The 13,632-nt window shown below is 59.5% G+C and carries 13 protein-coding genes; 5 read left to right on the top strand and 8 right to left on the bottom strand.

What is annotated here, in order from left to right; translation table 11 throughout:
• Nucleotides 1-47: 47 nt before the first annotated feature.
• Both J4721_RS06160 and J4721_RS06155 read left to right on the top strand, forming a co-directional pair.
• Complete coding sequence (locus J4721_RS06160; protein ID WP_014874819.1) at nt 48-1,061, top strand: hypothetical protein; 1,014 nt, start codon at nt 48-50, stop codon at nt 1,059-1,061.
• Entirely contained in the window at nt 1,061-1,459 is a 399-nt protein-coding gene (locus J4721_RS06155; protein ID WP_014874818.1) for a cell division protein ZapA, read from the top strand. The genes J4721_RS06160 and J4721_RS06155 overlap by 1 nt, the downstream gene beginning before the upstream one ends.
• Nucleotides 1,460-1,535: 76 nt before the next feature.
• On the opposite strand, the gene J4721_RS06150 is transcribed toward J4721_RS06155, so the two are convergent.
• Nucleotides 1,536-2,012, bottom strand: a complete 477-nt coding sequence (locus J4721_RS06150) for a TetR/AcrR family transcriptional regulator (protein WP_044040921.1) — start codon at nt 2,010-2,012, stop codon at nt 1,536-1,538.
• A gap of 133 nt (nt 2,013-2,145) precedes the next feature.
• Here J4721_RS06150 and J4721_RS06145 point away from each other — a divergent pair, with 133 nt between their 5' ends.
• Nucleotides 2,146-2,826, top strand: a complete 681-nt coding sequence (locus tag J4721_RS06145; protein WP_211002478.1) for a DUF1295 domain-containing protein — start codon at nt 2,146-2,148, stop codon at nt 2,824-2,826.
• Between the two features lie 114 nt (nt 2,827-2,940).
• Here J4721_RS06145 and grxD read toward each other — a convergent pair whose 3' ends face one another.
• From grxD to J4721_RS06110, 7 genes are all read right to left on the bottom strand, one after another.
• A complete protein-coding gene (gene grxD / locus J4721_RS06140; protein ID WP_211002479.1) occupies nt 2,941-3,303 on the bottom strand; it encodes a Grx4 family monothiol glutaredoxin in 363 nt (120 codons plus the stop codon).
• Nucleotides 3,304-3,404: 101 nt separating this feature from the next.
• Complete coding sequence (locus tag J4721_RS06135; protein WP_244915668.1) at nt 3,405-3,623, bottom strand: hypothetical protein; 219 nt, start codon at nt 3,621-3,623, stop codon at nt 3,405-3,407.
• A gap of 18 nt (nt 3,624-3,641) precedes the next feature.
• Nucleotides 3,642-3,878: a BolA/IbaG family iron-sulfur metabolism protein gene (locus J4721_RS06130; protein WP_014874813.1), complete on the bottom strand. Its 237-nt coding sequence runs from the start codon at nt 3,876-3,878 to the stop codon at nt 3,642-3,644.
• Nucleotides 3,879-3,945: 67 nt separating this feature from the next.
• Entirely contained in the window at nt 3,946-4,494 is a 549-nt protein-coding gene (locus J4721_RS06125; RefSeq protein WP_014874812.1) for a hypothetical protein, read from the bottom strand.
• A gap of 96 nt (nt 4,495-4,590) precedes the next feature.
• On the bottom strand, nt 4,591-6,756 hold the full coding sequence (gene purL / locus J4721_RS06120) for a phosphoribosylformylglycinamidine synthase subunit PurL (RefSeq protein WP_211002480.1): 2,166 nt from the start codon (nt 6,754-6,756) through the stop codon (nt 4,591-4,593).
• Nucleotides 6,757-6,969: 213 nt separating this feature from the next.
• Nucleotides 6,970-7,365: a hypothetical protein gene (locus J4721_RS06115; RefSeq protein WP_027247228.1), complete on the bottom strand. Its 396-nt coding sequence runs from the start codon at nt 7,363-7,365 to the stop codon at nt 6,970-6,972.
• A gap of 586 nt (nt 7,366-7,951) precedes the next feature.
• Nucleotides 7,952-8,857 carry a LysR family transcriptional regulator gene (locus J4721_RS06110; protein ID WP_014874809.1) on the bottom strand — a complete coding sequence of 302 codons (906 nt, stop codon included), beginning with the start codon at nt 8,855-8,857 and terminating at the stop codon, nt 7,952-7,954.
• Between the two features lie 169 nt (nt 8,858-9,026).
• Here J4721_RS06110 and J4721_RS06105 point away from each other — a divergent pair, with 169 nt between their 5' ends.
• Nucleotides 9,027-12,446 carry an indolepyruvate ferredoxin oxidoreductase family protein gene (locus J4721_RS06105; RefSeq protein ID WP_027247230.1) on the top strand — a complete coding sequence of 1,140 codons (3,420 nt, stop codon included), beginning with the start codon at nt 9,027-9,029 and terminating at the stop codon, nt 12,444-12,446.
• Nucleotides 12,447-12,708: 262 nt separating this feature from the next.
• Nucleotides 12,709-13,629: a lysophospholipid acyltransferase family protein gene (locus J4721_RS06100; RefSeq protein ID WP_102884326.1), complete on the top strand. Its 921-nt coding sequence runs from the start codon at nt 12,709-12,711 to the stop codon at nt 13,627-13,629.
• Nucleotides 13,630-13,632 lie beyond the last annotated feature (3 nt).

Here is a 13,632-nt window from a genome sequence, read left to right as displayed (position 1 = left end):
CGGCAGACAAGACCGGCAGACACTCACGGGGTCGTAAAGGGGCAGGCATGGAGCAGATCGAAGAATTGCAGGGTCGGATCCTGGCGGCAATGGATCGGATTGGTAGCGGTGCGGCGGCGTTGCAGGCCAATGCGCGCGCCTCGGCGGAGGCCCATGCAGAGGCCCAGGCAGAGGCCCAGTCCAAGACGGATGCGGCGCAGAGTGACCTCAGCCGCGCGCTGGAAGAGGAAAAACTCGCCAATGCCCAGTTGGAAGAGCGGCTGAAAGTGCTGCGGGCCAAGCTTGAAGAGGCCGAGGCCAACGCAGCCCCGGCGCCCGGCGCTGACATCGGTGAGCTGGCCGCGCTGCAATCCGAGGTGGAGCTGCTGCGCAATGAGCTGAGCAATACAAGCGAGAAAGATGCGCTGAAGGCGGAAGTGGCGCGCCTGAAACAGGAAATGGAAGTGCAGGGCAATGAGGCGGCGACTGCCCGCGAAGCTCTGCAAGATGAGCTCGACGAGGCACAGGCCTCGCTGGCGCGACTACAGGAAGAGCTGGCCGAACAGCCGGATGATCTGGGGGCCGCGGTGGATACCGCTGCGCTGGAGGCTGAGATGGAGGCGTTGCGGCGCCAGCTGGAGGCCGCGCAATCCGAAGCTGCGCGCGCCGCAGCCGCTCTGGCGGAGCGTCCCGCAGGCCCGAGCGCTGAAGACATCGCGCAGCAGAATGAAACGCTGATGCGTCTGGATGCTGCGCTACAGGAGCTGCGGCAGAGCAACGATCAGCTGCGCGCGTCCAATGCCGCCCTGCGGGAGGCAAATGCTGCGGGTGTTGGGGATGCGACGCTGATCAACGCGGCGCTGCAGACCGATATCGATGCACTGACGGCGGCGCGGGCCAGCGATCAGGCCGAGGTCAACGCTGTATTGGCCAAGCTGGAGCCGCTGTTGGGAGCGGAGCAGACCGTCGCTGCAGCGGTTGAGCCGCCGGTTGCGGATACCGCAGTCATGTCCGCTGCGCCAACGCCAGCTGCGCCGCCACCGCTCACCGCCCAGCCTATGCCCGAAGGGGAGGATATCTGATGCCCGAAGTTACCATTCATATCGGGGGTCGCGGTTTTGAGGTCTCCTGCCAGGAGGGCGAAGAGAGCTATCTGCATTCCGCCGCCAAAATGCTGGACGATGAGGCGCAGGTGCTGTCCGATCAGATCGGGCGGATGCCTGAGGCACGGATGCTGTTGATGGCTGGGCTGATGCTCGCAGATAAAACGGCGGCTGTTGAGGACCGCATCAAGGAGGTTGAGGCCGAGCTGGCGGAGCGCAATGCCGAGTTGGCGGAGCTGCGCGCGGCGCCCGCACCGGAGCCGGAACGGATTGAGGTGCCGGTGGTGCCGCCGCTGGTGACCGAAACATTGGCGGAGCTGGCCGCGCGTACCGAAGCGCTGGCGCAGGAGCTGGAAGAGCAGACCGCGGCGGGCTAGCTCGTCCAGCCATAAAGTTGTTACATGATATAATCGTCGCAAGCATCTGGGCTTGCGGCGATTTTTTTGGGCCAGCTTATCGTCCGGACATGAATTCGAGCAGCAGCGTGCCGAGTAGCTGAGCGAGGGCGGTCTCTGCCGCGTCCTCTCCGACAATGTCGGCAACCGCGCTGCGATAGGTCGACAGCGCAAGCTGCATCGCCTCATCCGCCGCGATCTCCTCGGCGGTCTTGCCGCGCAGATAGTCGAAAATCAGCGCCATCTCACGGGCAAAACCCGGCCGCAGCAGGTCCCTCAGCTGCGCCAGTTTCTGTGCCTCAGTCGCATCTGGCGCGATGGGCAGGGACGTGAATGCGCCCATGACCTGATGCGTGCACGCCAGAAACAACGCCTCCTTGGTCGGGAAATAGTGATAGAGCGCGCTTTTGGACAGTCCCAGATGCGCGCCAATCTTGCGCATACTGCTGCCGGCATAGCCATGGCGTGAAAAATACTCTGCCGCGCGGCGCGCGAGGTCCTGGCTGTAGGCGTCGTGGTCAACAATCTTTGGCATTATTTCGTCCGGTTGGTCGAAATAGAATTGACAGAGCTCAATCAGACTGTCCAATTGTTTTTGCAGACCACTTGGACGAAATAATCGTCCATCTTGAGCAAGAACGCGGCGAAGATCACGAAAGGGCATCTGAATGAGCAGCAGCTATGGCGGTGTCGACCGCTCCCATGGGCGGTCCTTACGCACCAAACTGGGCTTTGCAGCCCTGCATGCGGGATCGGTGTCGATCTGCCTCTGGTTGGCCGTTGGTGGGGCGGGTTGGCCGGACCCTTTGCGCGTGAAAATCCTCGCCGGGGCGGCTGTGCTGTATTTTCTGCGCCATCTGGTAACGCTGTTTGTCCTGCTCCAGCGTAAGGTCGATCTGTCCGAAGGGCTGGGGTTGGCGGCGTTTATGGCGGCCTTCGAAATTGGGTTTGTGTTGCTTGGCACTGGCATCATCTCTGGTGAGGCGACGCCGTTTGGCCCCTGGGATATGCTGGGCGGTGCGCTGCTGCTGATCGGTTCTGTGGTTAACACCGGATCAGAGCTGCAGCGATGGCACTGGAAAAAGCGACCAGAGAGTAAGGGCCATTGTTACACCGATGGCCTGTTTGCCTATTCGATGCATGTGAATTACCTCGGCGACAGTATTCTGTTCACCGGATGGGCAATCCTGACAGCATCGCTTTGGGCAGCGGTTGTTCCAATGCTGATGACGGGCATGTTTATCGTCTACCATATTCCGGCGCTGGATCGGTATCTGGCGGATCGCTACGGGGCGGAGTTTCGGGCCTATGCTGCGCGGACGGCGAAATTCCTGCCCTTCGTCTACTGAGGCGGCGCGGTCGCGAAACGTTTGCCGGACGCAAGAAAAAGCCTGCCACACAGAATGTGACAGGCTTTTTCATCGTGTCGCTGCGCTGATCATCTCAGATCCGCCGCCGCAGGTTTAGCCGTTGGCTTCGCGGATCTTGTCAGCGGCGTCTTTGTCGAAGGTGACGCCGTTCTGTTCAAACATGACATCCAATTCACCCGACAGGGTCATCTCGGTGATGATGTCGCAACCGCCCACAAACTCACCTTTGACATAGAGCTGGGGAATGGTCGGCCAATCGGAATAGTCCTTGATGCCCGCGCGAATTTCCTCATCGGCCAGCACATTCACATCGGTGTAGTCAACGCCGATATAATTCAGGACGCCAGCCACGCGAGAGGAGAAGCCACATTGCGGCATATCCTTGGTGCCCTTCATGAAGAGCACGACATCGCTGGCTTTGACGGTTTCGTCGATGCGGGTTTTTACGTCGGTCATATTGCGTTTCCTTTTGGCGGATGGGCCGTTGGTCCGTTGGCCGTCATATAGGCACAAAGAGAGGGATTGCCAATCGGCACCGGATATTTCAGGTGGCGCTGTTACTTTTTCCCCTTGGGCACAAAGAAGCGGGCGTATTCGTCCGGGTCCTTGGGCACCTTCCATGTCCGCATTGAGCCGCCCCCCATGCCCGACTGATAATCAGAGCGTAAGGTGTGGTAATTCGGATCGGTCTCATCCTCTTCAATCGGCGGACGGCGCTGGCCAATCAGCGCGACAAGCGCGGTCATGACAACGATGCCGAGGATCAGAAGGGACATGAACAGCGACATGACAGGTTACTCGGGCGCCTTGGTGGTCAGCGCAAGGGCGTGCAGCTCTCCATTGGCGCCATCCATCTTGCCCTTCAGCGCGGCATAGACAGCGCGTTGCTGCTGAACGCGGTTTTTGCCGCGAAAGCTCTCATCGATGACCATCGCGGACATATGCACACCATCATGGCCACCAACCTGAATTTCCGCATCGGGGAAACTCTCGCGCAGCAGGTCTTCGATTTCTTGGGCTTGCATCGGCATTGGGGGGATGTCCTTATTTCTAGCTTATTGAAAATGTAGGGTGCTGCAGGGACCTCTGCAAGGCGGATTAGCCGCGTGGCACCACATAGGGGGCAAGGCGCGGCACGAACTCAGGAACCTGCGCCAGAGCGTCCTGAACCTCCGGTTCCTCAAAATCCCAGATCGAGGTGCCATCGCGCACGGCAAGGGTCTCACTCAGGCGGGCCAGTTGTGCCCGCAGCTCGTCCGGCAGTGTCAGGGCGGCGGCCTCCTGCAGGATCAGCAGCGCCTCATGGATGGGGCGCAGGACACGCAGGGCGTAGGTCATATGGGGCAGAAGGTCAGGGTCGTCGCGCCATGTCTCGCCCTGAAACAGCACCTCTGTCACCCGCTGCCCGGCGCCGGCGCAGGAATAGGCGATACAGCCGCCAAAACCCCGGGTATTCAGATTGGCGTGGATGGTGCAGCTGAAACAGGATTGCGAGAGGTTGGGGCACGGGTGGTCCGTCTCCTTCAGGATCGCGAAATCCTCATCCGCCTGAAACGGGTAGGCCACACAGCAGAGCGCGGCGCAGCGGCTGCAATCTGCTGTCAGTTCGGGGAGGTCGATCTGTGCTGACTTGCCGGGCAGGGGCATGCGGTCACCTGAGAGAGGTCAAAAAAAGGGTGGGATGACGCCGCCATCCCACCCGGTATCCTGTCGTTGAGGACGCAGCCCCAACGCTGACTGTCCTTAGGCCACAGCGGCAGCGAAGCTGCTGCGGAAGATGTCTGCCAGTTCGGCCAGTGGCGCTTCGGAGCCGCCGATTTTCACCATCTCGCCGCCGAATTTTCCGACGCTGGTGACCGTGACACCGGCCTGACCTGCAGCCATCATCAGGGCCTCGGCCTGATCGAAGTTGCAGGCCACGAGGTAGCGCGCCTGATCCTCGCCAAATACAGTCGGGGTGTCGCCTGCGTCGATCTGGACGCCAACGCCGGCACCTTCGGCCAGTTCAAAGGCTGCCATTGCCAGACCGCCGTCACCGAGGTCGGTACAGGCTTTGATCAGCTCACGGTTGGCGCGGATGAATTCACCGTTGCGCTTCTCGGCCTCCAGATCCACCGCCGGGGCGTCGCCGTCCTCGCGGTTGAAGACCTCCGCCAGCAGGGCTGATTGACCAAGATGGCCGATGGTGTCACCGATCAGAAGGGCGATATGGCCGTCGCGCACTTCGCCGGTGATGGCTTCCTCGCCCGCTGCGATCAGGCCAACCGCGCCAATGGTGGGCGTGGGCAGGATGCCCTGACCATCGGTTTCATTATAAAGTGAGACGTTACCGGAGACGATCGGCATATCCAGAGCGGCCACCGCCTCGCCGATACCTTTGATGGCGCCGACAAACTGGCCCATGATTTCGGGCTTTTCAGGGTTGCCGAAGTTCAGATTGTCCGTTGTTGCCAAAGGTTTGGCGCCAACAGCTGTCAGGTTGCGATAGGCCTCGGCCACCGCCTGTTTGCCGCCCTCATAAGGGTTTGCCATGACATAGCGCGGGGTCACGTCGGAGGTGAAGGCCAGCTGTTTGTCGGTGCCATGCACACGCACGATACCAGAGCCTGCGCCGGGGCGGCGGGCGGTGTCGCCCATCACGGTGGTGTCGTATTGCTCATAAACCCACTGTTTGCCGGCGTAGTTGGGGCTGGAGATCAGCGCCTTGAGACCATCAATGGGGTCGATTGTGGGCACATCGGCGTCCGTGAGCGGCTCAGCTGCCGGTGTCGGAACCCAGGGACGGTCGTATTCCGGCGCGGTAGAGGCCAGTTTGGACAGTACCAGATCCGCCTTCACGTCACCGTTGTGCAGGATCAGGAAACGGTCTTCGGCAATGGTCTCGCCGACGATGGCAAAGTCCAGGTCCCATTTCTCGAATACGGCGCGCGCTTCGGCTTCCAGTTCAGGCTTCAGCACCATCAGCATGCGTTCCTGAGATTCCGACAGCATCATTTCATAGGCTGTCATATTCTCTTCGCGCTGCGGCACGTCTTCGAGGTTCAGCTTAACGCCCAGCTTGCCTTTGTCGCCCATCTCGACTGCAGAACAGGTAAGGCCCGCGGCCCCCATGTCCTGAATCGAGATCACAGCGCCGGTCTGCATCAGCTCCAGCGTGGCTTCCATCAGGCGTTTTTCGGTGAAGGGGTCGCCAACCTGAACGGTGGGGCGTTTTTCCTCGATGGTGTCATCGAATTCGGCAGAGGCCATGGTAGCACCGCCAACCCCGTCGCGTCCGGTTTTCGCACCGAGATACACCACTGGCATGCCAACACCCGAGGCGGCGGAGTAGAAAATGCTGTCTGTTTTGGCCAGACCGGCGGCAAAGGCGTTGACCAGGCAGTTGCCATTGTAAGCAGGGTGGAATCGCACTTCGCCGCCGACGCATGGCACGCCAAAGCAGTTGCCGTAGCCGCCAATGCCCTCAACCACGCCATTGACCAGCTGGCGGGTCTTGTGGTGGGACGGCTCGCCAAAGGACAGCGCATTCATCGATGCGATGGGCCGCGCGCCCATGGTGAAGACGTCGCGCAAGATGCCGCCAACCCCGGTTGCTGCGCCTTGATAAGGCTCGATGTAGGAGGGGTGGTTGTGGCTTTCCATCTTGAAAACAACGGCATCGCCGTCGCCGATATCCACGATCCCTGCGTTTTCGCCGGGGCCACAGATTACCTGCGGGCCTTCGGTCGGCAGGGTGCGGAGCCATTTTTTGGAGGATTTGTAAGAACAGTGCTCATTCCACATGGCTGAGAAAATGCCCAGCTCCGTGAATGTTGGCTCCCGCCCGATGATTTCGAGGATCAGATCGTATTCCTCGGGCTTCAACCCGTGGTTGGCAATCAGTTCAGGCGTGATGGCGGGTTCTTGCATCCGTGTAACGTCCCCAATGGCTGCGATTGCGCGCCTTTTAGGGCAAGGAGGGCCAAGGGGGAAGGAAAAAGCGCAAGGTGACAGCTGGTGCCGCAGTGCGCTGTATAAATGTGGGTGGCAGACAAGGAGAAGGGCCAGAGCCGATACGGCTCTGACCCATATGTGATCCCCGGCCCCGCGAGGAGCGGAGGCGATAGCTGTCGGCGATATCGTTTAGTTCAGGACGGATCCGTCGGTGAGCTTGTCCGGGTTTTCGCTGGCGTAGGTCTCCAGCATGGTGCGCAGCTCGCCAGTGGTTTGACCCATGCGCAACACGCCGTCGGTTTCCCACATGCCATCAAGGTTGAAGCGCAGGCCGCTCAGCTTGTCGGAGAAGCTGTCGCGGAATTCCACCAGGATCTTGCGATCTGGACCCGGCTCGGTGCCGACCTCGACAACCTTGCCCAGGAACACGCCGTTAACGTCAACCACCGGGGCACCCATGAATTCGATATTTTCCTCAAGGAACGTCTCGCCCGCGTCATTCGGGGTGGCGTTTTCGGTTAGCACTTCAGCGCTTGCGGCGCCGGTCATTGCGATCAGGGCGGCGATAGAGGTCATGCGAAGCATATTTGCTCTCCTTCAAGTCAGTTATGTCGTTTGCTTACGATCTGGCTACTCAACGGGACGGCTCCGTCGAAGGTTCCTGACTTTTTTCAAATAGGATCGGTTTTTATGCGGTGATCAACCGAATTATTATTGTTCAACCCATTGATAGGGATGAGTTAACTCGGATCGGAATAATTTGGGAAATCATGTGCGGTGAAAATCGCAGGGGCGTGATTTTCCGGTCGGTGCAAGCGATATCTGCATGCGGAAGGGTGATAAATCCGGCAATAGCGCTGAAATTTGCAGCAGTTGCGTTCGGATCGCATACGAAGGCTGGTCAGCGCGGGATCTGCTGGTTGACGGTGGCAAGGATGGCTGTGACCTTGCAGGTGCCGATATCGCCAGACCTGCCAGAGGCATGGAGCGGGTATCGGCCAAAAAAAAGGCCGAGCACTAAGCTCGGCCGAAGTCCAACAGGGAGGTATGAAGGACGACAGTGTCGCTGCCTTCGAGAGTTGATTTAGGGGTGCAATGCGCCCCGATCAAGGGCAATCAGACCTGGAAAATGGCAAGGCCGCCATGCATTTTTTGCATGGCTCGCTGAATGTCATATTTTGCCCAGTTCTTTCATGTGCTTGCGATGTGCAATAATCTCATTCTGGACGAAATCGCGGAATGCGGAAATCCGCCGGGAGTGGCGCAATTCTTCCGGGTAGGCGAGATAGACCGGCACATCGCTGGTGTCCTCTTCCTGCAGGACTGGCACCAGATCAGGGAAGTCCTCGGTCACGTAATCCGGCAGCACCCCGATACCCAGATCATGGATCACGCCCTGTAGCACACCAAAGTAATTGTTCACTGTCAGCAGGGAGGACGGGTTATGGGTCATGAGTTTCTGCACCAGGACGGCGGCCGAGCCGACCTGAGCGGAGCGGGGGTTCTGGCAGATCAGCCGGTGATCGACGATATCCTCCGCCTGTTCCGGTGTGCCGTTGCGTTCGACGTAGGCGCGTGAGGCATAGAGTTTCATCTGCACGGTCATCAGACGCTTGCGGATCAGATCCGCCTGACTGGGTTCCTTCATACGGATGGCCACATCCGCCTCGCGCATGGGCAGGTCCAGCACGCGCTCTTCCAGCATCAGATCAATCTTGAGATCGGGGTATTGCTCATAAAGCTTGGTCAGGCGCGGCGCCAGCCACAGGGTGCCAAAGCCAAAGGTGGTGGTGACGCGCAGCTCTCCGAACACTTCTTCTTCGCTGTCGCGGATGCGGGCGGAGGCGGCCTCCAGCCGTTTTGACATCGATTTGGTGGCGTCAAACAGCAGCTCGCCCTGTTCGGTCAGAATCAACCCCCGCGCGTGGCGGTGAAACAGTGTCGAACTCAGGCTCTCTTCCAATGCGCGAATCTGTCGGCTGACCGCCGATTGCGACAAGTTCAGCTTGTCGCCTGCGTGGGTCAGACTGCCTGCGTCCGCCACCGCGTGAAATATTCTAAGCTTATCCCAATCCATACCCGTCACTTTCGATGCCTCTGTTGCAGCCTATATGAAATGTATCGAAACTTTCAATTTGATAGGGCGGTCAGAAACATATTCCGGCAAAAAACAGTATACAGGTCAGTATTTATGACCTAATATGGTGCCAAGAAGTGCAAGCTAATCGAGGTTGGGGAGGCCCAGGATGAGCACGCAGAAAATTTCTCTGAACGACAAATTTGATCTGACAAAATCTCAGGTAATGCTGAACGGCACGCAGGCGCTGGTGCGTCTGATGCTGATGCAGAAACATCGCGATAAGGCTGCAGGCCTTAACACCGCTGGTCTGGTCACGGGCTATCGCGGTTCGCCCCTTGGCGCGGTTGATATGCAGATGAAGCGGGCGGAAAAACATCTGACCGCCAGCGATGTTACCTTTCAGTTTGGTCTGAACGAAGACCTCGCCGTGACCGCCCTATGGGGCGCGCAGCAAGCTGAGGTGCGCGGCGAGGGCAAATACGACGGTGTCTTTGGGCTCTGGTACGGCAAGGGACCGGGTGTGGACCGCTCAGGCGATGCGATCCGTCACGCCAATATGGCCGGCTCGTCCAAACACGGCGGCGTTCTGGTTGCGATGGGGGATGATCACACCGGCGAAAGCTCCACCGTGCTGCACCAGTCGGAATGGTCGCTGATGGATTGTTACCTGCCCATCGTCAGCCCGGCTGGCGTGCAGGAAATCCTGGATTACGGCGCTTATGGTCTGGCACTGAGCCGGTTTTCCGGTCTGTGGGTCGGGCTGAAGACGATGAAAGACACGATTGAGGTCACATCCGTCGTCGATGGTGACCCCGACCGGATGAAGTTGGTCACGCCGGAGTTCGACATGCCTGCCGACGGGCTGAACATTCGTCTGGATGATGACCGGTTCCGCCAGGAAAACCGGATCATCGACTACAAGCGCTTTGCAGCGGAGGCGTTCAGCCACGCTAACAAGATGGACAAGCGCATGTGGGGCAAACCCGGTGCCAAGATCGGTTTTGTTGCGGCGGGCAAGAACTGGCTGGATCTGGTCCATGCCATGTCGCTGCTGAATATCGACGAGACCATGGCCGAACGTTTGGGCATCACCACCTATAAGGTCGGTCAGACCTGGCCGTTGGACATGAAGGGCTTCAACGACTGGGCCGAAGGGCTGGATCTGATCGTGGTGGTCGAAGAAAAGCGAAAGCTGATCGAGATCCAGATCAAGGAAGCTATTTTTGACGACCGTCAGGGCCGCCGCGTCTACGGCTGGTACAAGGGCGGCGCGGGTGCGATGCACCGCGAAGAGCTGTTCCCGACCAAATACGCGCTAGACCCGATCATGATCGCCGAAAAACTTGGTCAGATCCTGATCGAAGAGGGGCGCGAAACGGAGGCGATCCGCGCCGGGCTGACCGCGCTGGATGATGCCAAACGCGCCGACAACGCCGAAGAGATCGCCGCCCGTCTGCCGTATTTCTGTTCGGGCTGTCCGCATAACTCCTCGACCAAGCTGCCCGACGGCAGCCGCGCCTATGCGGGCATCGGCTGTCACTTCATGGTGCAGTGGATGGACCGCGAAACCACCGGCTTTACCCATATGGGCGGCGAAGGTGTGAACTGGGTCGGTGAGGCGCCGTTTTCCAACCGCAAACACGTGTTCCAGAACCTCGGCGACGGCACCTACAACCACTCCGGCGTGCAGGCGATCCGTGCGGCGCTGGCTGAAGGCACGAATATCACCTTCAAGATCCTCTATAATGACGCCGTCGCCATGACCGGCGGACAAGAGGCCGAAGGTGGTCTGACCGCGCATCAGATCGCGCATGAGCTGACCGCGATGGGCATGAAGACCATCGCCGTGGTTTATGATGAGAAAGAAGACGTTGACGCGAAGCTGTTCCCGGCTGGAATGCGGATGCATGAGCGGGCCGAGCTGATGGCGGTGCAAAAAGAAATGGAAACGGTCGAAGGCGTCTCTGCCATCATCTATATCCAGACCTGCGCCGCCGAAAAACGCCGCCGCCGCAAGAAGGGCCTGTTTCCGGATCCCGACCAGCGTGTGTTCATCAACTCCGATGTCTGCGAAGGCTGCGGCGATTGCGGCGTACAGTCCAACTGTGTCTCCATCGTGCCGAAGGAAACCGAGCTGGGCCGTAAACGCGCCATTGATCAATCGTCCTGCAATAAGGATTTCAGCTGTGTCAAAGGATTCTGCCCGTCCTTCCTGACCATCGAAGGTGCCAAGATCCGCAAGGAGCCGACCGCCGCACTGGATCTGCCGGACCTGCCCAAGCCAGAGCTGCCAAGCATCAACGGCACTCATAATGTGGTGATCACCGGCGTTGGTGGCACCGGCGTTGTCACCATCGGCGCGGTGCTGGCACAGGCTGCACAGATTGACGGCAAGGGTGCCGGCATGATGGAAATGGCCGGTCTCGCCCAAAAGGGCGGCGCCGTGCATATCCACTGCCGGATCGCCAACAAGCCCGAAGACATCAGTGCCATCCGTGTCGCCACTGGCGAAGCGCATGCGCTGATTGGCGGCGATCTGGTGGTCTCGGCCGGGGCGAAAACCATTGGGTTGATGAAAACTGGCAAGACCGGTGCGGTGGTGAACAGCCATGAAATCATCACTGGTGATTTCACCCGCGATACGAATTTCCAACTGCCTACTGACCGCCTTCAGGTCGCACTGGAGGCCCGGCTGCGGGACCGTCTGGATCTGTTTGATGCCTCCGATCTGGCGCGCGCCAGCATGGGCGACTCGATCTTTTCCAACATGATGATCTTTGGCGCAGCCTGGCAGCGTGGTTTGTTGCCGATCAGCCTGGAGGCCATTCAGGAGGCGATCACGCTCAATGGAGCTGCTGTTGAACGCAATTTGCGCGCCTTTGATATTGGTCGCTGGGCGGTGCTATATCCGCAGGAGGTGCAGAAACTGATCGCGCCCAATGTGGTGGAGCTGCCAAAATCGCTGGAGGAGCAGATTGCCTTCCGCAGTGCGCAGCTGGTGGACTACCAAGGCCCGCGTCTGGCCAAACGCTATGGCAAGATGCTGGACGGCATTTCTGACAAGGCACTGAAGGAAGCGGTGGCCAAGGGCTATCACAAGCTGCTGGCCTATAAGGATGAATACGAGGTCGCGCGCCTGTTGCTGTCCAGCCGGGAGAAGGCCGAGGCAGAGTTCGAGGGTGATCTGAAGATCTCTTATAATCTCGCCCCACCAATGCTGACCGGTAAGGATCCTGACGGGCGACCAAAGAAGCGCAAATTCGGCCCCGGTCTGGAGCGCGGATTGCGTCTGTTGGCGAAGTTCAAAGGCCTGCGCGGCACGCCGTTGGATGTGTTCGGCTATACCGCCGAGCGCAAGATGGAGCGGGCGTTGATCAGCCAATACGAGGCCGACATGAAGGCATGGCTGCCCAAGGCATCGCCTGAGATCATGGCGCCGCTGATTGCGCTGGCGGAATTGCCGTTGGAGATCCGGGGCTTTGGTCCGGTGAAACAGGCCAATGAGGCAAAGGCCGCCAAACGCCGCGAGGAGCTGCTGGCCGCATTGCGTCATGGCGGCACCGAGTTGAAGACCGCTGCAGAGTAATCGACTGCATTGCCCTAGGGCGCAGTTGGTAACACACCAAAGAACGATCCGGTTTACCGGGGCGTTTTTCTGTCTGGTCCATCGCGTAGGACCCAAAAGACACAGGATGGCGGGTGGGCTGTCGTGTGGCTGTTACCTCGGTTGTGCAAACTAGGATACCGGCTCTATAGCCGGAGGAGGCAGCGAGGCTGCCCCTACGTCAGACCGCGACTGAGATCACGAGGCCCATCCCATGTTTCCCACCCGCAGCACGCCCGGCAACATGAACAGTTCTCCTAGGGAATACGGATCACGACGTGAGGCAATGCGCAGCGCGCGTGATCTCTCTTATGCGCATTCCGCCCAGACCCGGCCCGGACGCGCAATGATCCGGGTGATGGAGAACGCAACCGGGCGTTTGCAGCTGATCAAACGCGCCGAAGGGTATGAGGCCGATGTCGCCGCCGGGCAAAGCTTCTGGAGCGTGATGCGCGACCGCTATGGTCTTCAGCTGGAGGTGGTGGGCGGCGCGCTTGCCAATATACCCCAAGATCAGCCTGTGGTGGTGATCGCCAATCACCCTTACGGCATTCTCGACGGGTTGATGCTGGGGCATATCCTGTCAGAGGCGCGCGGTGATTTCCGTATTCTGGCCCATCAGGTGTTTCGCAAGGCTGATGATCTGTCCCGCGTCATCCTGCCGATTGATTTTGCCGAAACCAAAGCGGCGCTGAAAACCAATCTTGAGACGCGCAAGACCGCGTTGGAGTATCTGGGGCAGGGCGGTGCAATTGGCATCTTTCCGGGGGGCACCGTGTCCACCGCCGCGCGGCCCTTTCTGCGGCCAAGGATGCCGCCGATGGACCCGATGTGGCGCGGCTTTACAGCGCGGATGATTGCCAAATCCCGTGCGGTTGTGGTGCCGATCTACTTTGACGGGCATACCTCCCGGCTGTTCCAGATGGCCAGTCATTTGCACCCGACATTGCGTATGGGTCTGTTAATCAAAGAGTTTCGCAAACGCGTTGATACGCCGGTGCGCGTCTCTATCGGTGCGCCGATCCTGCGGGATGTGCTGGACCCGCTGGCAGGTGACGCAAAAGCAATGATGGATTTCCTGCGCAAAGCCACGTATGAGCTGTCTCCGACGCCACTCAAATCCTATGACTACGGGTATGAGTTCGAGGAGAAACACCGCGCCTGAGCG

Source organism: Phaeobacter sp. HS011, from assembly GCF_018101215.1.
In the GTDB taxonomy this organism is placed as follows: Bacteria; Pseudomonadota; Alphaproteobacteria; order Rhodobacterales; family Rhodobacteraceae; genus Phaeobacter; species Phaeobacter inhibens.
Note: the sequence above shows the minus strand (reverse complement) of the source record. Positions and strands in the feature narration are given on the sequence as shown.